The sequence below is a fragment of the Pantoea cypripedii genome, assembly GCF_011395035.1.
GTDB lineage: Bacteria > Pseudomonadota > Gammaproteobacteria > Enterobacterales > Enterobacteriaceae > Pantoea > Pantoea cypripedii_A.
This window is the reverse complement of sequence record NZ_CP024768.1, coordinates 275,728-297,248: the sequence shown is the minus strand read 5'-3', so window position 1 is coordinate 297,248 and position 21,521 is coordinate 275,728. Positions and strand designations below refer to the sequence as shown.

Below are 21,521 nucleotides of genomic sequence, written 5' to 3'. Positions count from 1 at the left end.
CGTAGCAGGGAATTTAAAGGATCAGAGCCATTCGCCGTTGCGCACGATACCAACAGCCAGCCCTTCAACGGTGAGAGACTGTTCACGGGTATCCACCACAATCGGCTGGAATTCGCTGTTTTCTGGCAGCAACTGCACAATCGCACCCTGCTTTTTCCAGCGTTTCACCGTGACTTCATCATCAATGCGCGCCACCACAACCTGGCCATTACGCACTTCCTGAGTCTTGTGTACCGCCAGTAAGTCACCATCCATAATGCCGATATCTTTCATCGACATGCCGCTAACGCGCAGCAGGAAATCAGCGGTAGGTTTGAAGAGGTTAGCATCCACCTGGTAATGGGCCTCAATGTGCTCCTGCGCCAGTAATGGTTCACCGGCAGCGACACGGCCAATCAACGGCAGCCCCTCACTGGCTTCTTCTTCCATTAATAAACGAATACCGCGCGACGCACCGGAGACGATTTCAATCACGCCTTTGCGTGCCAGAGCTTTCAGATGTTCCTCTGCCGCATTAGGTGAGCGGAAGCCCAGTTGAGCAGCAATTTCCGCACGCGTTGGCGGCATGCCCGTCTGGTTGATATGGTCGCGAATCAGATCATAGACCTGTTGCTGCCTGCTGGTTAACGCTTTCATCCCGCCCCCTGGTTGTTTATACAGTCGCTGTGAGTATATACAGGTATTGGCGAAATGGAAACCAAAACTGAGGGAAAAATCAGCGAGTTGATGAATCCGGAATCCTTATCGCACATGCGACCAAAGCAGCGCGATCCAGACGAAAACAGCCAGTAAGATAGCCAACAATACGGCAGCCGACCCCATATCCTTAGCGCGTCCTGCCAACGGGTGGCGCTCCTGACCGATGCGATCAACGACGGCTTCAATGGCACTATTCATGATCTCGACAATGACCACCAGCACCACAGAACCAATCATCAGCACACGGGAAACGGCGTCAACATCCAGCCAGCATGCCACCACCATCGCCACCAGTGCGGCGATGGTCTCCTGGCGAAACGCCGCTTCATGTTGCCAGGCGGCACGCAATCCCCGCCAGGAATAACCGGCAGCTTTTACTATTCTGAGAATACCGGTGACGTTATTTGCCATGTCGTTGAACCCTTTACTCGTTTTGACGTCAATGTCTGGGCAGCCGGGAATGGCACAGCCACAGATCTTCGCGGCACTTTCTGGTATGCTTGCCGCGCTTTGCTAACAAGAGGCTTGAAGTTGTCTATGTCAGGTTGGCGTAAACTTTATTATAAATTATTGAATTTACCACTCTCCATTTTGGTAAAGAGTAAGGCTATTCCGTCGGATCCTGTGTCTGAACATGGGTTAGATCCGACGCGGCCGATCCTATATGTGCTGCCTTACGATTCCAAGGCCGATCTGCTCACACTGCGTTCGCAGTGTCTGAAACACGATCTGCCAGATCCGCTCACACCGCTGGAAATTGATGGCACATTGTTGCCTCGCTATGTCTTTATCCACGACGGTCCGCGCGTTTTCCCTTATTTCGTGCCGAATCTGGAGTCAGTGAAGCTATTTCATGACTATCTCGATCTGCATCGCAGCAATCCTGAGTTGGATGTGCAAATGCTGCCGGTGTCGGTGATGTTTGGGCGCGCACCAGGGCGTGAAGTACAGGGCGAACAGACGCCACATCTGCGCATTCTTAACGGTGTTCAGAAGTTCTTTGCCATTCTCTGGCATGGCCGCGACAGCTTTGTCCGCTTCTCGCCGACGGTGTCGCTGCGTCAGATGGCCTCCGAACACGGCACTGACAAATCAATTGCACAAAAGCTGGCCCGCGTGGCGCGTATTCACTTTGCCCGCCAGCGTTTGGCTGCCATCGGCCCGCGTTTACCCGCCCGTCAGGATCTGTTCAACAAGCTCTTGCAATCCAAAGCTATTGAAAAAGCAGTGGAAGATGAAGCACGCAGCAAAAAGATTTCCCATGAGAAGGCACAGCAGAACGCCATTGAAATGATGGAAGAGATTGCGGCTGACTTCTCGTATGAGGCTATTCGCGTCACTGACCGTGTAATGGGATGGATGTGGAGCCGTCTCTATCAGGGTATCAACGTTAATGGCGGCGAGCGCGTGCGTCAGCTGGCGCAGGATGGACACGAGCTTGTCTATGTTCCCTGCCACCGCAGCCATATGGATTACCTGCTGCTCTCCTATGTGCTTTACCACCAGGGTCTGGTCCCCCCGCACATCGCTGCCGGTATCAATCTTAACTTCTGGCCTGCGGGTCCGATTTTCCGTCGCCTGGGCGCGTTCTTTATTCGCCGTACATTCAAAGGCAACAAGCTCTATTCCACTGTTTTTCGTGAATATCTTGGCGAGTTGTTTAATCGCGGCTACTCGGTTGAATACTTTGTCGAGGGCGGGCGTTCACGTACCGGCCGACTGCTGGATCCGAAAACCGGCACCCTGTCGATGACGTTACAGGCCCTGTTGCGTGGCAGCAGCCGTCCGATTACCTTCGTGCCGATTTACATTGGTTACGAGCATGTGATGGAAGTCGGCACCTACGCCAAAGAACTACGCGGGGCGGTGAAAGAAAAAGAAGGCTTTATGCAGATGGTGCACGGCCTGCGTAAGCTGCGCAATCTGGGCCAGGGCTATGTCAACTTCGGCGAACCGCTGCCGCTGGTGAATTACCTGAACAAACATGTGCCGGAATGGCGTGAGTCCATCGATCCGATTGAACCACCGCGTCAGGCGTGGATGACCCCCGCAGTGAATGACATTGCGAACCGTCTGATGGTGCGGATTAACGAAGCCGGTGCCGCCAACGCGATGAATCTGTGCGTTACTGCGCTGCTGGCATCGCGTCAGCGTTCGCTGACTCGTGAACAACTGATCGAGCAACTGGAATGCTATACCCAATTGCTGCGCAATGTCCCCTACTCATCAGAATCCACCGTGCCGGATCTCAATGCTGAAGCGCTGCTTGATCACGCCATGGGCATGAACAAGTTTGAGACCGAGCAGGACAACATTGGTGACATCATCATTCTGCCGCGCGAGCAGGCGGTACTGATGACTTACTACCGCAACAACATCCAGCATATGCTGGTGATGCCATCACTGATTGCCGCGATTGTGCAGCAGCACCGGGAAATCGATGAAGCGGAGTTACTGCGTCAGGTAAGCCTGGTGTATCCAATGCTGAAGAGTGAACTGTTCCTGCGCTGGAGCAGCGAAGAGTTACCTGCCTTGCTGCAGGACCTGTGTGGCGAAATGGTGCGCCAGGGTCTGGTTAGCCAACAGGATGGTATGCTGAAGCTGAGTGCTGCACGCTATCGTACCCTTCAGCTGCTGGCAGCCGGTATTCGTGAAACCTTACAGCGCTTTGCCATTACCTTCTCTATCCTCAGCGCAAAACCCGGCATCAACCGTGGCACGCTGGAGAAAGAGAGCCGCACGCTGGCGCAGCGCCTGTCCGTGCTTCACGGCATTAACGCACCAGAGTTCTTTGATAAAGCGGTATTCACGACGCTGGTGATGACCCTGCGTGATGAGGGCTATATCAACGACAGCGGCGATGCCGATGTGCAACGCACGCAAATTATGTGGCAGATGCTGGCAGAGCTGGTCACCAGCGATGTGCGCCTGACGATTGAAAGCGCCACCGCTCACGACTAAGGTCAGTCAGAAATAAAAAAGCCGCCATCCTTTACCGATGACGGCTTTTTTTTCGTCTGATATACCGCTACTACATCAAATTAATAAACGGCAGGGTATTCAACAGGATGCCAATAAACAGCACCAGGCCAACGTAGTTATTGTTGAGGAACGCCTGGAAGCAGGGATCACGCTCACGCCGGGCAATCAGTTTCTGCTGATGGACAAACAAGCCTGCGGCCAGCAGCAGCGACCAGTAAAATGCGCCATTCAGATTCAGCAATAATCCCACCACCACCATCAGACCCAGCGTCGCCAGTTGCAGCAGGCCGATGATCAGCTTGTCATAACGACCAAACAGAATCGCCGTCGATTTCACCCCAATCTTCAGATCATCATCCCTGTCCACCATCGCGTATTGTGTATCGTATGCGACGGTCCAGCACAGGTTAGCAATGAACACCAGCCAGCAGACAAGAGGTAAGGACTCACTTACCGCTGCCCAGCCCATTGGAATCGCCCAGCCAAATGCCGCTCCCAAAACGACCTGGGGCAGATGGGTGTAGCGCTTCATAAAGGGATAGACCCAGGCCAATGCCAGCCCGACAACAGACAGCAGAATCGTCATACGATTCATGGTCAGTACCAGTACAAATGCCAGCAACGCCAGGCCAACAAACAGCAGCTTCGCCTCTTTCTCCGACACCAGCCCACTGGCCAGCGGTCGGGCGGCAGTTCGTTTCACATGCCCATCGACTTTACGGTCAGCGTAGTCATTGATCACACAACCCGCAGCACGCATCACGATCACACCCAACACAAACACCAGCAGTACCGATAACGGCGGGATCGCCATACCCGATAGCCACAGCGCCCATAGCGTGGGCCACAACAACAGCAAGGTGCCAATGGGTTTATCAATGCGCATCAGGCGGCAGTAAGCCTGCCATTTATTTATTCCCAGAGTCTTTTGCACAATCCTTATCCTTTAACCAGCGCGCGGTACAGCGGCGACGCAGGTAAAAACAGTTCAGTTAACAACAGTGGCTTGCCTGATAAACGCAGGCGAGAACGCCGTCCCCACAATTCATCAACCTGGCCTGGCTCGATAAAATCGCGTGTCAGCGTTGAAGAGGCGAAAAGATAACGACCCAGTGGACGTGTGCCAAGTTGCTGTAGCATCTGTTCGGGTCCATTGAGCGTGCTTTCCGGCACCAGAGTTCGCCCCGCCAGCCAGGGGATGCCATCACCACACAGGATAATTTCCCGCAGCCAGAAACGTTCGTCCTCTGGCAGTTGCTGGCCTTCATCCCCCAGCTCGCTGGCAGGGATAAAACCTTCACGCACCACCTGAACGGTAACCTGCTGGCAATGCTGCTCAAAACGCCGGGTCATTGAATCTTCTTCCATAAGCCAGTCCAGCAAAGGGGCTGAAAGCGTGGGGGAAGAAGCGGGTAACCAGTGCAGCGCGCGCAGTTGCGCCAGCGCATCCTGAGACATAAAAACACTCCACAGAAAAAAGTGCCTCAGTGTAACGCACCACCGGCGCTGCGTGCTTGCACGAATTGATAACGGCGCGGTTTTCGGCACACGACGGCAAAATAAAACCCGTGCGATAAACCGCGCCGCCAGAGGAAGTGGATTACTCGCGTTTCAGGCGGTTGCTGTTCGCCAGCCACAAGGTAATCACCAGAATCAGAATCGCCGCCGAATAACACAGCGTATCGAAAGGATTTTTATGGTCGACAATAATCAGGCGAATAATCGCGGTAATACCGATATAGACAAAGTAGCGCAACGGGAAGTGATAGCCCGACTGGAAATACTTCACAATCAGCGCGATAAACTCGAAATAGAGAAAATAGATCACGATCCCTTCGATCAGCAGAAATGACGATGCCTGTTCGCCAGTGCTGAACAGCACATTCGCCAGATGAATGGTTTCTTTACCGAGAAACACCACCAGAATGATCGCCAGGATCACCAACCCCAGGTTCAGCACCCATTGCAGCCCCCTGGCAATCAGTTGCCCCGCCATTGATTTTTCAGTCATTTTTTCGCCTTAATAGAACGCGTTATCTCTGGCGCTATCATGCGATAGTGTGATCAAAATCACAATATACTCAGACATCAACATCCACACAGAGCGCATCGTAGCGCCAGTATTCACAGTCACAGTCAATCACCCGTTTATGCTGGTCACGGTTGATACGGGTGATCAGCAATCCCGGTGTGCCGCTGGCAACGTTTAGCGCAGGCGCTGCGCGAGCGGGCAATGGCCCCGGCAAAATCGTAAAGCGCGCACCGCCGTAGCGAATGCCGTAGCGCTGGTTGTAGAGATCCGTCAGGGAGCGAGTGAGATCTTCTTCCAGCAGGCCGGGAAAATAATGTGGATTAAGGTAGTGCTCCACATACAACACCGCACGGCCATCAATGCGCCGCAGGCGACGAATCAGATAAACATCATCCCCCTCCGCCAGCTGCAACTGTTGCGCTACCGATGGCAGCACCGGGACCTGGCGCGCCTCAATCACTTCGGTGCTGGCAATACGTCCCTGCTGCGCCGCCATGGCGTGAAAATGGCTGTGATGCAGCGGGTTATACACCAGCCTTGGCGGTGCCAGAAACCATCCACGCCGCAATTCACGGTAGATAATACCCTGTGCTTCCAGCAGTCCCAGCGCTTCACGCAGGGTAATACGGGTAGTGGAATATTGTTCACTCAGGCTGCGTTCAGCCGGTAAGCGCCCGCTGGCGAACTCCCCTGCATCAATACGACTGTGCAGCGCGGCTGCAATTACGTCCGCCGTTTTCGACGACATCTATAAAGCCTCATTTTGGGGCGAAGCTGCACTATGACAGTTCGATGACAGTCCGATGACAAGCTTAACCTGGCATCATTGCGCTCCAGCATGGCATGTGGATTTGCTCGCCACACCACATTTCACTGCCTTAGTCATAAAACCTTCATATGCAAAGGCTACATTGGCTCGGTTCTTGCTGGACTAGACCAAGATGTCCCTCAACTTACACCGGGAGCAACTGAGATGAAAGCGTTAATCGCCTCTGTAGTAGCCAGTGCCGTACTGCTTGCGCTGCCCGCCGCGCAAGCTGCCGACAATGATCTTGCCGCGCTGGAAAAAGCCGCGCGCAGCGAAGGTCAAATCAACAGTGTCGGCATGCCAGATAGCTGGGCCAACTGGAAAGACACATGGAATGACATCAGCAGCAAATATGGCCTGAAGCACAGTGATACCGATATGTCTTCGGCGCAGGAACTGGCGAAATTCGCCGCAGAGAAAGAGAACGCCAGCGCCGATATCGGTGACGTGGGTGCCGCTTTCGGTCCTGTTGCGGTGGCGAAAGGTCTGGCGCAGCCTTATAAGCCAACGCACTGGGATCAGGTCCCGGATTGGGCGAAAGACAAAGAAGGTAACTGGATGCTGGCTTATACCGGCACCATCGCTTTCCTGGTCGACAAACAGCAGGTTAAAGATGTGCCGCACAGCTGGGCCGATCTGAAGAAAGGTAAGTATGTGGTCACTATCGGTGACGTCGGTGTGGCTGCTCAGGCTGCCAACGGCGTGCTGGCGGCCAACTATGCGCTGGGCGGTGATGAAAAGAACCTGAAACCGGCACTGGGTTTCTTTGCTGATCTCGCTAAACAGGGTCGCCTGGGTGTGACCGATCCGGTGATTGCCAACATCGAAAAAGGCGAAATCCAGGTTGCTGTGGTGTGGGACTTTAATGGCCTGAACTATCGCGATCAGATCGACAAAAACCGCTATGAAGTGGTGATCCCGTCTGATGGCTCCGTGACCTCGGGTTACACCACCATCATCAACAAATACGCCAAACACCCGAACGCCGCCAAACTGGCGCGCGAATATATCTTCTCTGATGCTGGCCAGACCAACCTGGCGAAAGGTTATGCACGCCCGATTCGTGCCCAGTACCTGACGCTGCCAGCAGACGTGCAGGCCAAACTGCTGCCGCAGTCTGAATATAAAAATGCCCGTCCGATCAAAGACCAGGCTGCCTGGGACAAATCGTCAAAAGCGCTGCCGCGTCTGTGGCAGGAGAACGTCATCATCAATATGCAGCAGTAAAAGGAGAAGGGGATGAAAACGATCCTGGTGGTACTGGATGGGTTGAGCAATCAGGTCGCACAACATGCGATGGGCTATCTGTTTGCCGAATGCGCGCAGGGCAATGGTCAATATTACACCCTGACCTGCGAACTGCCGTCGCTGTCGCGACCGCTGTATGAATGCATTCTCACCGGCATCACGCCGGTGCGCAGCGGTATTATTCATAACGGCGTCAGCCGCTTGAGTACCGAGCGCAGCATCTTCCATTACGCGCGTGCCGCGGGTTTAACCACCGCCGCTGCCGCCTACCACTGGGTGAGTGAACTCTATAACCAAACCCCCTTCAACGCAGCGCGCGACCGGCACACGGTCGCGCCTGACCTGCCCATTCAATATGGGCACTTTTACTGGGACGACGGCTATCCGGATTCCCACCTGTTCGAAGACGCGGAAAGCCTGCGTCTGCGTCACGACCCTGACTTTCTGTTGATCCACCCGATGAATATCGACGATGCCGGGCACAAACATAGCCTGTCATCGCCGCAGTATCGCAACCGTGCGCGTATGGCCGATGGCTATCTGTCCCACTGGATGCCGGGCTGGCTGGCTGCCGGTTATCAGGTGATTGTCACCGCCGATCACGGCATGAACGACGACCGTTCACACGGCGGCATTTTGCCGGAAGAAACCCATGTCCCGTTGTTTGTGTTTGGCGAGGGCTTCTCAAAGCAGCCTGATCTGGAACCACAACAGACGGAACTGTGCGGTATCGTCTGCACCCTGCTGGGCGTCGGGCATGACAAACCCGTCTGCCGTGGCCTGCTGGCGGAGCCGCGCCCATGAAGGGTAAAGGTCTCGCGCTCCTGCTGTTGCTGCCCTTTGCCCTGTTCTGGGTGGCATTCCAGCTCGCGCCCTTGCTGTGGATCGCCATCAACAGCTTCTGGAGCGATATGAATGAAGCCTGGGGGCTGGATAATTACACCGATATCCTGACCTCACCCTTCTATTTACAGGCGTTTCGTCTGTCGCTGGATATTTCCATCTGGTCGAGTATTTACGGCCTGCTGATCGCGCTGGTTGCCGGTTATTCGCTGCATCAGCTGGGCAGCGGGCGTTTTCAGCGCTTTTTGATGTCGTTTACCAACATGACCAGTAACTTCGCCGGCGTCCCGCTGGCGTTTGCCTTCGTCATTTTGCTGGGTCTGAACGGCTGTCTGACGCTGCTGCTGCGTCACTACAACTTGCTGGAGAGCTTCAAACTGTTCTCGCGCGACGGCATGGTGATTGTCTACACCTGGTTCCAGATCCCGCTCGGCATTCTGTTGCTTTATCCGGCCTTTGATGGTTTGCGCCAGGACTGGCAGGAATCCGCTGCGTTGCTGGGTGCCAGCCGCTGGCGCTACTGGTGGCATATCGGCCTGCCGATTCTGTTCCCGGCCCTGCTCGGCACTTTTGTGATTCTGCTGGCGAACGCCCTTGGCGCTTACGCCACCATTTATGCACTCACCACCGGTAACTTTAACGTGGTGCCGGTGCGGATTGCCGCGCTGGTATCGGGCGATATCTCGCTCGATCCCAACACCGGTGGCGCACTGGCGATGTTGCTGGTGCTGCTGATGGCGCTGATTACCGTGGTGCAGCAATATCTGGTGCGCCGCAGTTATCTCAACGCAAAACCGTCCTGAGGAGCGGCCCATGTCTCGCGTAGAAAAATTCTATCATCGCCTGATTGTCTGGCTGCTGCTGATTATCCTGGCCACGCCACTGATCGCGACCTTGTTGTACGCGCTCTCTTCAGAATGGAGCGATACCATTCTGCCGCAGGGCTACACGCTGAAATGGTTCTTTGCACTGTGGAGCGACAGCCGGTTCCTGACTGCGCTCGGTCACTCGCTGCTGATTTGCTTTGGCGCGCTGCTGTTCTCGTTAGTGCTGGTACTGCCTGCGATGTTTGTGATCGCTTACTATTTTCCGAAGCTGGATGCGGTAATGAACGTGCTGATCCTGATGCCGTTTGCCGTACCGCCGGTGGTTTCGTCAGTGGGTTTATTGCAGCTCTATTCGTCATCGCCGCTGATGCTAACCGGCACGCCGTGGATTCTGGTGGGGTGTTACTTCACCATCGCGCTGCCGTTTATCTACCGCGCCATCTCCAACAATATGCAGGCCATCAACCTGCGCGAGTTGATTGATGCCGCACACCTGCTCGGTGCCAGCACCTGGCAGGCGGCGCTGTTTGTGGTGCTGCCCAACCTGCGCAAAGGGGTGTTTATCGCCGTGCTACTCTCCTTCTCTTTCCTGATAGGTGAGTTTGTATTCGCTAACCTGCTGGTCGGCACCCGCTATGAAACCTTACAGGTTTATCTCTACAACATGCGCAATGGCAGCGGCCATTTCACCAGCGCGCTGGTGATCTCCTATTTTGTTGTCGTCCTGCTGGTCACCTGGCTGGCGAACGCCCTCAATCCTGAACGAGGCTGACCATGAGTTATCTGAACGTCACACAGCTGAATAAAAGCTACGGCCCAACCACCATTTTCGAAAATATCGATTTCAGCGCGGATGAAGGTGAATTTGTCACCCTGCTCGGCCCCAGTGGCTGCGGCAAATCAACGCTGCTGCGCTGTATCGCCGGGTTGACCTCGGTCGACAGCGGCCAGATTTTGTTGCAGGGTCAGGATATCGTGCCGCTGCCACCGCAGAAGCGCACCATCGGCATGGTGTTTCAGAGCTATGCGCTGTTCCCGAATATGACGGTGGAAAAGAACGTCGCTTTTGGTCTGAAGATGCAGAAACTGGCAGCCAGCGAAATCCAGCAACGGGTGATGGAAGCGCTGGCACTGGTTGAACTGACCGATTTCGCTCGCCGTTATCCGCATCAGCTGTCCGGCGGCCAGTGTCAGCGAGTGGCGCTGGCTCGCTCGCTGGTGACACGTCCGCGTTTGCTGTTGCTGGATGAACCGCTGTCGGCCCTTGATGCGCGTATTCGCCGTCATCTGCGCGAACAGATCCGCAATATTCAGCAGGAACTGAAGCTCACCACCATCTTCGTGACTCACGATCAGGAAGAAGCGCTGACGCTCTCCGACCGTATCGTGCTGATGAATCGCGGTAAAATTGTGCAGAACGGTAACGCCGAAGCGTTATATACCCAACCCGCCGACCTATTTGCTGCTGGTTTTATCGGCAACTACAACCTGCTGAGCGCAGAACAGGCCACCCAGCTGACCGGCCAAACCTTCACCGGCCAGGTGGCGATCCGTCCGGAATCGATCCTGATCTGCGCCCCGGCAGCGGGTATTCCGGCCACGATTCTCAGCCACAGCCTGCTGGGCAACGTCATCCGTTATCGTGTGCTGGCGCACAATGTCGAGCTTTCGGTTGATGTTTTGAACCGTAGCGTCGCCGATTTACACCCCACCGGGATGCAGATTGGGCTACAGTTAGAGATGTCGACGTTGCGCCAGGTCGCTTAAATTACAGGAAAAATTGGCAACGCAGCGCGGCATTACCTTGTACAGGTTGCGCTATCCGTCAGGCTCGCAGCCTGCTGTTAAAGCCTGACGGTTAAGGAGCCTGCTTACGTGTTAACCCTGTTAAACCTGTTGTCTGCCGTGGCCCTGCTGGTATGGGGCACCCACATCGTCCGTACCGGGATTATGCGGGTCTACGGTGCTGATTTACGCCGCGTACTCAGTCGCAGCGTTGAAAAAAAACCGATGGCATTTCTCGCCGGTATCGGCGTCACCGCGCTGGTTCAGAGTAGCAATGCCACCACCCTGCTGGTCACCTCGTTTGTCGCCCAGAACCTCGTCAGCCTGACCCCCGCCCTGGTGGTGGTGCTCGGCGCGGATGTCGGTACGGCGATCATGGCGCGTATCCTGACCTTCGATCTCTCCTGGCTCTCGCCGCTGTTTATCCTGTTTGGTGTGATCGCGTTCCTCAGCCGCAAGCAGATGCGCATCGGCCAGCTGGGACGTGCCAGCATTGGCCTCGGACTGATTCTGCTGGCATTGCAGCTGATCGTGGCAGCCGCCCGTCCCATCACCCAGGCAGCAGGCGTGCAGGTCCTGTTCGCCACCCTGACGGGTGACGTAATGCTGGATGCGCTGATTGGTGCGGTGTTCGCCATCATTAGTTACTCCAGCCTTGCCGCCGTGCTGATTACCGCCACCCTCACCGCCACCGGCGTGATCTCCTTTAAGGTGGCGTTGTGTCTGGTGATTGGTGCCAATCTCGGCAGCGGCCTGCTGGCAATGATTAACGCCAGCGGCTCCAATGCGGCGGGTAAACGCGTGGCGCTCGGCAGCCTGCTGTTCAAATTGATCGGCTGCGTTGCCATCCTGCCATTCGTCAATCCGGTTGCCGATGTGCTGGATAAGTTGCCGGTGCATGATGAAGAACTGGTGATCTTCTTCCATGTGTTTTACAACCTGATTCGCTGTCTGGTGATGGTGCCGTTCGCCGAACCCATGGCGCGCCTGTGTCGCCGGATGATCAGCGATGACACGGAAATCGATGCACGCCTTAAGCCGAAGCACCTCGACAGCAGCGCGCTCGACACTCCCGCGCTGGCGCTGGTGAATGCGGCGCGTGAAACGTTGCGTATCGGTGATGTGGTTGAGCAGATGGTGGAGACTTTCAGCAAAGTGGTGCATGGCGACCTGCGCGAGGAGCGAGCGGTGCGCAGGCTGGACGATGACGTTGACGTGCTGTACACCGCCATCAAACTCTATCTGGCGCGCATGCCGAAAGAGGATTTACCGGAAGAGGATTCACGTCGCTGGGCTGAGATCATTGAGATGGCGCTGAACCTGGAACAGGCGGGAGATATCATCGAACGCATGAGCGCTGACGTAGCGGATAAAGCGCTGGCCGCACGTCGGGCCTTCTCACCCGAAGGGCTGGAGGAGCTGGAGACCTTGCAGGAACAGATTCTGAATAACCTGCGGCTCAGTCTGTCGGTGTTTTTGTCACACGATGTCGCCAGCGCCAAACGCCTGCGTCGCGCCAAGCATCGTTTCCGCATTCTGATTCGCCGTTTTTCCCATGCCCACGTCGAACGCCTGCACCAGCAGAACGTGCAAAGCATCGAAACCAGTTCGCTGCATCTTGGCTTACTGGGAGATATGAAGCGTCTGAACTCGCTGTTCTGTGCCGTCGCTTACACGGTGCTGGAGCAACCGGATGACGACCGGGATGATGAATAAAAAAACGGCGCGATGAATCGCGCCGCTACATTACGACAACAACGTAAACGCGATCATACCGACAATCGCGCCGGTGGTGCCGAGGATGGTTTCCATCATCGTCCAGGTCTTCAGCGTCTCGCCTTCGGAAGCGCCGGTGAAGCGGCCAAACAACCAGAAGCCCGCGTCATTGACGTGGCTGATGATAATGGAACCGCCGCCGATACAAATTGACAGCGCCGCCAGCTGCGCGCCGCTGTAATGCAGCGGTTCGATCACTGGCATCACCAGGCCGACGGTGGTCAGACAAGCTACCGTTGCCGATCCCTGAATCACACGTACCGCACCCGAGAGGATAAAGCAGGCCAACGCAATCGGCAGGCCCGCGCCAATCAGCGCATGACCCAGAACCGGGCCAACCCCGGAATCCACCAGCACCTGCTTGAACACGCCACCGGCACCAATCACCAGCAGAATGATCCCTGCCGGTTGCAGCGCGCTGCCGCACACCTGCATCACCTTCTCTTTATCCATGCCCTGGCGATACGCCAGACCATAGATCGCCACCAGACAGGCCAGCAGAATCGCGGTAAACGGATGGCCGATAAATTCCAGCCACTCATACAGACGCGTATCCGGCGTGGTGAAGCGTGCGCCAATGGTTTTCAGCCCCACCAGCAGCAGCGGGAACAGGATCAGCGACAGGCTGAAACCAAACGATGGCAGCTTGCCCTCTTCCACATCCGGCTGATGATCCTCTGGCGGCGAGCTAAAGGTCACATGCTTAGCGATCAGATTGCCAAACAGCGGACCGGCAATCAGCATGCCCGGAATGGCTGCACACAGGCCCAGCAAAATCATCCAGCCAAAATCAGCGTGCATCTGTGACGCCAGCAGCATCGGAGCCGGTCCCGGCAGCAGGAACGCGGCAGATGCCGCCACCCCGGCAAACAGGGGGATCACCAGCTTCACCAGGTTGTCGCCAGTGCGACGCGCCACAGCAAAGGCAATGCTGATCAGCAACACCACCGCCACTTCGAAGAACAGCGGCAACGCGCAGATCAACCCGGCAATGCCCATCGCATAATGCGCGCGGCTTTCACCAAAGGTTTTCAGCATGCGGATGGCAATCTGATCGACCGCGCCGGTTTCATGCAGGATTTTGCCGAACATCGCGCCCAGCGCCACCACAATGGCGAGGAAACCGAGCGTACCGCCCATACCTTTTTGCATGGTATCGGCAATTTTGTCGAGCGGCATACCGGAGAACAACCCGGCACCAATAGAGACTAACATCAGGGCGACAAAGGCGTGCATACGCGCTTTCATCACCAAAAACAGCAGCAGCAGGACAGAGCCTGCTGCGGTTAACACCAGCGTTGCGGTACTCATGACTAACCCTTGTTGATTGCTCCCTTGATGGTCGCAACCGTGGCCGCAACTACCTCATCCAGTGAATGATTAATATCAACCACCAGTACATCGGGTTCGTTCGCACCGGGTTCTTCCAGCGTGGCAAACTGCGTTACCAGCATCTGTGGTTTGAAGAAGTGGCCTTTGCGGGCTTTCAGGCGTGATTCGATGGTTTCAAAATCGCCCTTCAGATAGACAAATTTCAGGTTGTGGTTGCCCTGACGCAGGATATCGCGATAGGACTTTTTCAGCGCTGAGCAAACAATGATGGAGACTGCCTGGGTACGCTGCATAGCAAAGGCGGCATCGTTCAGCGCCTGTAACCACGGACGGCGATCGTTGTCATCCAGCGGGTGACCTTCCGCCATTTTCATGATGTTGCTACGCGGATGCAGAAAGTCACCGTCGAGAAAGGCGGTGTTAAGTTGGTGTGAAACCTGATTGGCGACGGCAGACTTTCCGCTGCCGGACACACCCATCAGGATAAAAACATGGTGCGACGGGGATGGCGTTGTCATTTTTTTGCGCTCCGGCAGTGATTCCTGCCAATGTTACCGATAACAAATTCGATCATCATTGTCGGCACCCGGTCACAGGCTGGCAACCCTTTTACCGGGAAAAGCACGAAAGTGTGAACTGACTCAAAAAATCACCAGAATCAGATGCTGCCGCCTTCGGCAATTTCAAAGCCGACATCCAGCGGTACGTTGGCAGAGCGATCGCCGCCAATCCGCGCCAGCAGCATCGCCGCTGACTCCCGCCCCATGCGCTCACGCGGGGTCAGCACCGTCGCCAGACGCGGATTCACCACCTGGGAGATATCGTGGCCGTGGAAACCGGCGATCGCCATCTGGTCGGGCACACGCAAGCCCTGGCGCTGACACTCAAACATCGCACCGACGGCAAGGTCATCGTTGGTACAGAACAGGCTGTCCGTTTGCGGATAGCGCTTTTGTGCCTCGCGCAGCAGCAAGGCTCCGGCGCTGAATGACGAGGCGTCTTCCATCATCACGCTGTGTGGCGTTAACCCCGCCTCACGCATGGCCTGCTCATAACCCTGCTGCTTCTGGAGGGTACGTTCATCAAGGCGTGCGCCGAGATAAACGGTGTGGCGATGCCCTTTTTTCAGAATAGCATGGGTCATCTGGCGTGCGGCTTCGACGTTATTAAAGCCGACAGCCATATCGAGGCACGGCGAGACCGAGTCCATCATTTCGATCACCGGAATACCCGCCACTTCCAGCATACGCAGCGTGCCCGGTGTGTGGCTGCGCTCCGTCAGAATTACCCCATCGATGTTCCAGCCCAGCAACGAACGCAGCTGGAGTTCCTCTTTCTGTGCGTTGTAGCCGAAGTGCGCCACCAGCGTCTGATACCCCGCCTCATCGGTGACGGTTTCTATCCCACGCAGCACGTCCGCAAAAACCTGGTTGGTGAGCGAGGGAAGCAATACGCCGATGGCGCGGCTGGTGGCGTTGGAGAGCATATCTGGCGCGCGGTTCGGGATATAACCCAGTTCATCCAGCGCGATGGCGATTTTGTCACGCAGCGCGGCGGAGACCTGCTCAGGATTGCGCAGGTAGCGGCTGACGGTCATTTTTGTGATGCCGATGCGATCGGCAACGTCCTGTAGTACCGGTCTTTTCTTCTTCATCGTAAGCGCCTGAGGTCAGAGATACGCTGAGTCTATCATTAAATTGTCATACGTTTGTAAACGGGGAACGGGAAGCGGGATCGGTGCCAGATGTTGGGAAAAAGGCAAAAAAAAAGCCAGCACCCGAGCTGGCTAAGTAATACTGGAAGCAATGTGAGCAATGTCGTGCTTTCCCGGTTTGTCAGGAGGACTTCCCGGGACCGCATCGCAATAATAATCATTATCATTCTCGTCTGTAAAGCTCTTTCGCGAATTATTTTCCATTGACGCAATGAAAAAAATCCTTGATGTTAAAGGGGATTTTCTCATTTTTGCATAAGGAGCCGCACCATGAGTCCCATCGTTGTCCGCCACACCACGCCCGCTGATGCCACCGCGCTGTTCCAGTTGTATAGCCACGCAGAAACCCAGGCGAATACCCTGCATCTGCCGCTGCAATCGCCAGCACTGTGGCAGGAACGACTGCAAAACACCCGTCCGGGTGAGCAACGGCTAGTGGCGTGCATTGATGGGCAGATCGTGGGGCAACTGACGCTCAGCGTGCTGGAGCAGGCGCGCCGTCGCCATACCGCCACTCTGGGGATGGGCGTCGATCCGGCGTTTCATCGCCGTGGCGTGGGTTCCGCGCTGATGGCGGCGATGGTGGATCTTTGCGACAACTGGTTGCAGGTGACGCGCATTGAACTGACGGTGTTTGCCGACAATGTCGCGGCCATTGGTCTGTATAAAAAGTTCGGCTTTGAGCGGGAAGGCACCGCGCGCCGCCACGCCATGCGTAACGGCGAGCTGGTGGATACTGATTATATGGCGCGTTTGAAGGGGTAAAGCCCGATCCTGGTGGGCAGCAGCGGTTTAGCTTCGCAGGGGTTCCGCCCGCCAGGCTTCAGGCAGTTTCAGGGCCGCCTGTGCAGGCGGACGGGCAAAGGTGCGATGGCGCGCACCTTTGCAATCCGCGCCCTGCGGCGTCCTCGCGCAGCGCTTCGCGCTGTCCCCTCGCTTATCACTCAGGCCTCACGGACCTCGCGGATTTGCCATCCCTGGCTCATGCCGCGCTCTCGCCGCATCCATGCGGCTCATCCTGGCCTTCCTTCTGCGCTCGGCGCTGCGAATGCCGCCAACACCCCCGCCTGCAAGCCCGTGCTATCTGAGTTGCGCGATAAATCGCGCAAAAAAGCAATGAAGAAATAAATGGAAAGCAAAATGCGTGCAGCGGGGGTGTAAGCGCCATCCGGACTCGCTGAGCGCGGGAGCGATTCCAGGATGAGCCGCATGGATGCGGCGAAAGGCGGCGTTGAGCAGGAGCGAATCGACGCCGGTCCGTCGGAAACGTGAGTAAGCGAAGGGACCGCGAAGCGGCGAGGAAGGCGGCGCAAGGCCGGGGAATGCAAAGGGGACGGCCAGGTCCCCTTTGCTCGGTCGCCGCACCGGCGAGCTGAAACTACCTCAACCCCTGGCGAACGAAACCACCTCAGAACCGAACGACATCCCCCCTGAACGAGGTTCAATACCCCGCACTCAAATCATCCACCGAACGCGGATCTGACGCACCATAACGCATGCCATCCGGCCCAATCATAATGCTCTGGGTGCTGCCCATCGCCGGCAGCACCTTCACATGCTGCCCTTTGTTCTCCAGCAGACGCAAAGTATCCGGGCTAAATCCCTTCTCCACGCGCAACTGATCCGGCAGCCACTGATGATGGAAGCGCGGCGCATTGGTCGCTTCTGCGACGTTCATGCCAAAATCGATGCTGTTAACCACCATTTGCAGCACGGTAGTGATGATACGGCTGCCTCCCGGACTGCCGGTGACCAGCCAGGTTTTGCCATCTTTCGCCACGATAGTTGGCGACATCGAGGAAAGCGGGCGCTTGGCAGGCTGTACCGCGTTAGCGTCACCACCGACTAAACCATAGACGTTCGGCGTGCCCGGTTTAGCGGAGAAATCATCCATTTCGTTGTTCATCAGGATGCCACTCTGGCCCGCAACGATACCGCTACCAAAATAAGTATTCAGGGTGTAGGTGACCGCCACCGCATTGCCGTCTTTATCCACCACGGAGAAGTGGGTGGTTTGGTTGCTTTCATACGGCTCCAGCTTGCCGGGTTTGATGTCGCTTGATGGACGCGCTTTGTTGATGTCGATGTGCTGCGCCAGCGATTTCGCATAGGCTTTGCTGGTCAGCGCCTGCTGCGGCACCTTAACGAAATCAGGATCGCCGAGATATTCCGAACGATCGGCATAGGCATATTTTTCCGCCTCAGCCATCACCTGCATCGCATCAGCGCTGCCGAACCCCATTTTTGCCAGATCAAAATTTTCCAGGATATTGAGGATCTCAATAATGTGGATGCCGCCGGAAGACGGCGGTGGCATGGAGAACACTTCATAGCCGCGATAGCTGCCGCTTACCGGTTTACGCTCGACAGCCCGATAAGCCGCGAGATCGGCCTTGCCAATCAGGCCGCCGTGCTGCGCCATCTCTGCGGCGATTTCGTCCGCGATTTTGCCTTTATAGAAAGCATCTGGTCCCTGCTGGGCAATCAGTTGCAGGCTGTGCGCGAGGTTTTTCTGCACCAGACGATCGCCTTGCTGGTAAGGCTGACCATCCGCTTTGTAGAAGATGGCGCGGCTGTTGTCATGATGAATCAACGTCTCTTTGCCGTAGGTGGCCAGATCGTCCGCCAGCGCATCATTGACGATGATTCCGTTACGCGCCAGCTTGATCGCCGGAGCCAGCAAGGTACTTAACGGCAGGGTGCCATATTTATGCGCAGCCAGCGCAAAACCGGCGACAGTGCCCGGTGTACCAGAGGCCAGATGAGAAGTGAGTGATAACTTACTGTCGGCGTTGCCTTGCTTATCGAGGAACATATTGCGCGAGGCGCGTGCCGGGGCCATTTCACGAAAATCGATGGCGGTGGTGTGGCCGGAAGCGGTACGTAGCAGCATAAATCCGCCACCGCCGAGGTTACCGGCCTGCGGATGGGTGACCGCCAGTGCAAAGCCGACCGCCACTGCGGCATCGACTGCATTACCGCCCTGCCTGAGAATCTGCACCCCGACTTCCGTGGCCGTCGCATCCACCGAGGCCACCATGCCGTGTTTTGCCTGCACCGGATGAAAGGTGTCGCTATCCACACCGTAAGAAACCGGTGGCGCGCTGGTCGGTGCCGCCTGGGCTACACTGAAACTCATCAACAACGCCCAGCTCAACCGGCGCACACTGCCTTGTATTCTCATGCCGCTACCATCCTTTTCAGTTGTTTATAATTGTTTACATTGATGCAAGTGATTACAAATACTGAAAAAGATTAGCAGCTAACCCAAATTAGGTGCACTCCTGGATTGGACCTTTTTAATATCGCATAAACTTATGGAAGCCGCTTTCCCGCCTGACACACAGCACAGCGGTATTAATGGAGGAATGACCATGAAAAAATGGCTAATCGTTTTCGCGGCCCTGCTGCCGTTAAGCAGCATGGCGAATATGCTGAATAATACCAATCAACCGTTCGAACCCGGTTATAACCCAAGTCAGCAACGGATGCAGACGCAGATGCAGATTCAGCAGCAACAGCAGAAGCTGAAGCTGCAACAGGATCAGCAGCAGCAGAAACAGGATTTGCAGCGCAAAATGCAGGAACATCGTGATAGCGCCCAGCAGCGCGTAATTAAAACGCAGCCGGGCCAGCAACAGCAACAACAGCAGAACGGCGACTAACGGAAGTCGGGACCGATAATATCGATGCGGTCGGTACAGATCGCATCGACCCCCCAGTTCAGCAGCTCGCGCGCCCGCTCGGGCTGATTCACGGTATACACCAGAATGTGCAGGCCTGCCGCCTTCAGCTGCGCGGTGCGTTCGGCATCCAGCAACTTGTGGTTGAGATGAATCGATACGCAATCGAGGTTTGATGTCAGCGCCTGCCAGTCATCATGCCAGCTATCCAGCAGCAAACCGCGCGGCAGTTCCGGTACCGCCTGCATAGCCGCTTCCAGCGCTTCATAAGAGAAAGATGACAGCAGTGGCGCAGTTTGCCCCTGCCACAGATCGCGCGCAGCTAACGCCACATCACGCCCGGTCTCCACCTCTTTGCCGGTGGTCGGTTTGATTTCAATATTGGCCATCATCTGATGCTGACGACAACGCGCTGCCACATCACTCAGCAACGCCAGCGGCTCACCGGCAAACTTGTTGCTAAACCAGCTACCGGCATCCAGCCGCGCCAGTTTGTCCCAGGGCAGATCGCCCGCCACGCCCCAGCCATTGCTGGTACGATCCAGCGTGTCGTCATGTAACAGGAAAATCTGCCGATCGTCGGAGAGTTTGGCGTCAAACTCAATCATCTGATGGCGATAATGCGCGCCCATATCAATGGCGGCGAGGGTATTTTCCGGGGCCAGTTTCCCGCCGCCACGATGGGCAACGATGTGCGGATAAGGCCAGTTGTGCTTACTCATTCCAGACGCTTTCCATGGGTTGAATCGAAGAAATGTAACGCATCCGCCGGCAGTTGCAGCCACAGGGTGCTGCCCGCCTGCGGGCGTTCGCTGTGCGGCAAACGTACCACCAATCGCGCGTCACCGATACGACCATGCGCCAGATTATCCGCACCCAGCATTTCCAGCGTTTCCACCACCAGCGGAATGCCACCGGCTTCACGACTGCTGAGCTGAATATGTTCCGGGCGAATACCCAGCGTCAGGGGACGATTGGCCCATTTCGCTTTGCTTTCCCCGAGCGGCAGCGCATGCAGTGCATCGAGATTGAAACGCGTGCCGTCGCTGTTGATTTGCCCCGGCAGCAGGTTCATCGCCGGTGCGCCGATAAAGGCGGCGACAAACTGGCTGGCGGGACGTTCGTACACTTCAACTGGCGTGCCCAACTGTTCCACCACCCCTTTATTCATCACCATCACCCGTTGTGCCAGCGTCATCGCTTCGACCTGATCATGGGTCACGTACAAACTGGTGGTTTGCAGACGGCGATGCAGCTGCTGCAACTCCAGACGCATCTGCACACGCAGACGGGCATCGAGGTTCGACAAAGGTTCATCAAACAGGAACACCGCCGGTTCACGCACGATAGCACGTCCCATCGCCACACGCTGGCGCTGGCCGCCGGACAGCTCGCGCGGACGACGCGTCAGCAGGTGATCCAGCTCCAGGCTGCGGGCCGCCTCCAGCACGCGCTGGCGAATCTGTTCTTTGCCCATACCACGGATTTTCAGGCCATAGGCCATGTTCTCTTCCACCGTCATATGCGGATAGAGCGCGTAGTTCTGGAACACCATGGCAATGCCACGCTCTTTCGGTTCGAGGTCGGTCACGCGTTTGTCGTCGATATAAATATCGCCGGAGGTGACGCGTTCCAGCCCGGCCACCATACGCAGCAGCGTCGATTTACCGCAGCCGGAAGGCCCCACCATCACCATAAATTCACCGTCGTTGATGGTGATATTCAGCGGCTGAATGATCTGATTTTTGCCGTCATACGATTTGGTGACGGTCTGAAGGGTTACGCCTGCCAT

The 21,521-nt window shown here is 56.1% G+C and carries 21 protein-coding genes; 9 read left to right on the top strand and 12 right to left on the bottom strand.

Annotated features, from left to right (window positions below; all coding sequences use genetic code 11):
* Positions 1-21 precede the first annotated feature (21 nt).
* Together lexA and CUN67_RS01345 are read right to left on the bottom strand one after the other, a co-directional pair.
* Entirely contained in the window at positions 22-636 is a 615-nt protein-coding gene (gene lexA / locus CUN67_RS01350) for a transcriptional repressor LexA (protein WP_208713687.1), read from the bottom strand.
* A gap of 105 nt (positions 637-741) precedes the next feature.
* The gene (locus tag CUN67_RS01345) at positions 742-1,110 is read right to left on the bottom strand and encodes a diacylglycerol kinase (protein WP_208713686.1); all 369 of its coding nucleotides are present in this window, start codon (positions 1,108-1,110) and stop codon (positions 742-744) included.
* Positions 1,111-1,236: 126 nt separating this feature from the next.
* Here CUN67_RS01345 and plsB point away from each other — a divergent pair, with 126 nt between their 5' ends.
* Positions 1,237-3,660, top strand: coding sequence for a glycerol-3-phosphate 1-O-acyltransferase PlsB (gene plsB, locus CUN67_RS01340; RefSeq protein WP_208713685.1), 2,424 nt, complete (start codon positions 1,237-1,239; stop codon positions 3,658-3,660).
* Positions 3,661-3,730: 70 nt separating this feature from the next.
* On the opposite strand, the gene ubiA is transcribed toward plsB, so the two are convergent.
* The 4 genes from ubiA to CUN67_RS01320 form a co-directional block, all read right to left on the bottom strand.
* On the bottom strand, positions 3,731-4,615 hold the full coding sequence (ubiA, locus tag CUN67_RS01335; RefSeq protein ID WP_208713684.1) for a 4-hydroxybenzoate octaprenyltransferase: 885 nt from the start codon (positions 4,613-4,615) through the stop codon (positions 3,731-3,733).
* 5 nt (positions 4,616-4,620) lie between these two features.
* Positions 4,621-5,139 carry a chorismate lyase gene (gene ubiC / locus CUN67_RS01330; RefSeq protein ID WP_208713683.1) on the bottom strand — a complete coding sequence of 173 codons (519 nt, stop codon included), beginning with the start codon at positions 5,137-5,139 and terminating at the stop codon, positions 4,621-4,623.
* Between the two features lie 142 nt (positions 5,140-5,281).
* Entirely contained in the window at positions 5,282-5,692 is a 411-nt protein-coding gene (gene psiE / locus CUN67_RS01325; protein ID WP_084871824.1) for a phosphate-starvation-inducible protein PsiE, read from the bottom strand.
* A 70-nt stretch (positions 5,693-5,762) separates the two neighbouring features.
* The gene (locus CUN67_RS01320; RefSeq protein ID WP_208713682.1) at positions 5,763-6,461 is read right to left on the bottom strand and encodes a UTRA domain-containing protein; all 699 of its coding nucleotides are present in this window, start codon (positions 6,459-6,461) and stop codon (positions 5,763-5,765) included.
* 225 nt (positions 6,462-6,686) lie between these two features.
* On the opposite strand from CUN67_RS01320, the gene CUN67_RS01315 reads away from it, so the two are divergent.
* From CUN67_RS01315 to CUN67_RS01290, 6 genes are all read left to right on the top strand, one after another.
* Positions 6,687-7,748 carry an ABC transporter substrate-binding protein gene (locus tag CUN67_RS01315; RefSeq protein ID WP_208713681.1) on the top strand — a complete coding sequence of 354 codons (1,062 nt, stop codon included), beginning with the start codon at positions 6,687-6,689 and terminating at the stop codon, positions 7,746-7,748.
* Positions 7,749-7,760: 12 nt separating this feature from the next.
* Positions 7,761-8,573 carry an alkaline phosphatase family protein gene (locus CUN67_RS01310; RefSeq protein WP_208713680.1) on the top strand — a complete coding sequence of 271 codons (813 nt, stop codon included), beginning with the start codon at positions 7,761-7,763 and terminating at the stop codon, positions 8,571-8,573.
* On the top strand, positions 8,570-9,415 hold the full coding sequence (locus CUN67_RS01305) for an ABC transporter permease (RefSeq protein ID WP_084871820.1): 846 nt from the start codon (positions 8,570-8,572) through the stop codon (positions 9,413-9,415). Before CUN67_RS01310 ends, CUN67_RS01305 begins: the two co-directional genes overlap by 4 nt.
* A gap of 10 nt (positions 9,416-9,425) precedes the next feature.
* Positions 9,426-10,211 carry an ABC transporter permease gene (locus CUN67_RS01300; protein ID WP_208713679.1) on the top strand — a complete coding sequence of 262 codons (786 nt, stop codon included), beginning with the start codon at positions 9,426-9,428 and terminating at the stop codon, positions 10,209-10,211.
* 2 nt (positions 10,212-10,213) lie between these two features.
* The gene (locus tag CUN67_RS01295) at positions 10,214-11,206 is read left to right on the top strand and encodes an ABC transporter ATP-binding protein (RefSeq protein WP_208713678.1); all 993 of its coding nucleotides are present in this window, start codon (positions 10,214-10,216) and stop codon (positions 11,204-11,206) included.
* Positions 11,207-11,314: 108 nt separating this feature from the next.
* Positions 11,315-12,940: a Na/Pi cotransporter family protein gene (locus CUN67_RS01290; RefSeq protein ID WP_208713677.1), complete on the top strand. Its 1,626-nt coding sequence runs from the start codon at positions 11,315-11,317 to the stop codon at positions 12,938-12,940.
* Between the two features lie 30 nt (positions 12,941-12,970).
* Here CUN67_RS01290 and gntU read toward each other — a convergent pair whose 3' ends face one another.
* The 3 genes from gntU to gntR form a co-directional block, all read right to left on the bottom strand.
* A complete protein-coding gene (gene gntU, locus CUN67_RS01285; protein WP_208713676.1) occupies positions 12,971-14,311 on the bottom strand; it encodes a gluconate transporter in 1,341 nt (446 codons plus the stop codon).
* A 2-nt stretch (positions 14,312-14,313) separates the two neighbouring features.
* The gene (gene gntK / locus CUN67_RS01280; RefSeq protein WP_084871815.1) at positions 14,314-14,850 is read right to left on the bottom strand and encodes a gluconokinase; all 537 of its coding nucleotides are present in this window, start codon (positions 14,848-14,850) and stop codon (positions 14,314-14,316) included.
* Positions 14,851-14,990: 140 nt separating this feature from the next.
* Entirely contained in the window at positions 14,991-15,986 is a 996-nt protein-coding gene (gene gntR / locus CUN67_RS01275; RefSeq protein ID WP_208713675.1) for a gluconate operon transcriptional repressor GntR, read from the bottom strand.
* 330 nt (positions 15,987-16,316) lie between these two features.
* Between gntR and CUN67_RS01270 the strand changes: the two genes are divergently transcribed.
* Positions 16,317-16,811: a GNAT family N-acetyltransferase gene (locus CUN67_RS01270; protein ID WP_208713674.1), complete on the top strand. Its 495-nt coding sequence runs from the start codon at positions 16,317-16,319 to the stop codon at positions 16,809-16,811.
* A 676-nt stretch (positions 16,812-17,487) separates the two neighbouring features.
* Here the strand turns inward: CUN67_RS01270 and ggt are convergent.
* On the bottom strand, positions 17,488-19,230 hold the full coding sequence (gene ggt / locus CUN67_RS01265) for a gamma-glutamyltransferase (RefSeq protein ID WP_208713673.1): 1,743 nt from the start codon (positions 19,228-19,230) through the stop codon (positions 17,488-17,490).
* Positions 19,231-19,420: 190 nt separating this feature from the next.
* Here ggt and CUN67_RS01260 point away from each other — a divergent pair, with 190 nt between their 5' ends.
* Positions 19,421-19,711, top strand: coding sequence for a DUF2756 domain-containing protein (locus CUN67_RS01260; protein ID WP_208713672.1), 291 nt, complete (start codon positions 19,421-19,423; stop codon positions 19,709-19,711).
* Here CUN67_RS01260 and ugpQ read toward each other — a convergent pair.
* Positions 19,708-20,451, bottom strand: coding sequence for a glycerophosphodiester phosphodiesterase (ugpQ, locus tag CUN67_RS01255; RefSeq protein WP_208713671.1), 744 nt, complete (start codon positions 20,449-20,451; stop codon positions 19,708-19,710). The two genes, CUN67_RS01260 and ugpQ, sit on opposite strands and share 4 nt — an antisense overlap.
* On the bottom strand, positions 20,448-21,521 hold the full coding sequence (locus CUN67_RS01250; protein ID WP_208713670.1) for a sn-glycerol-3-phosphate import ATP-binding protein UgpC: 1,074 nt from the start codon (positions 21,519-21,521) through the stop codon (positions 20,448-20,450). The genes ugpQ and CUN67_RS01250 overlap by 4 nt, the downstream gene beginning before the upstream one ends.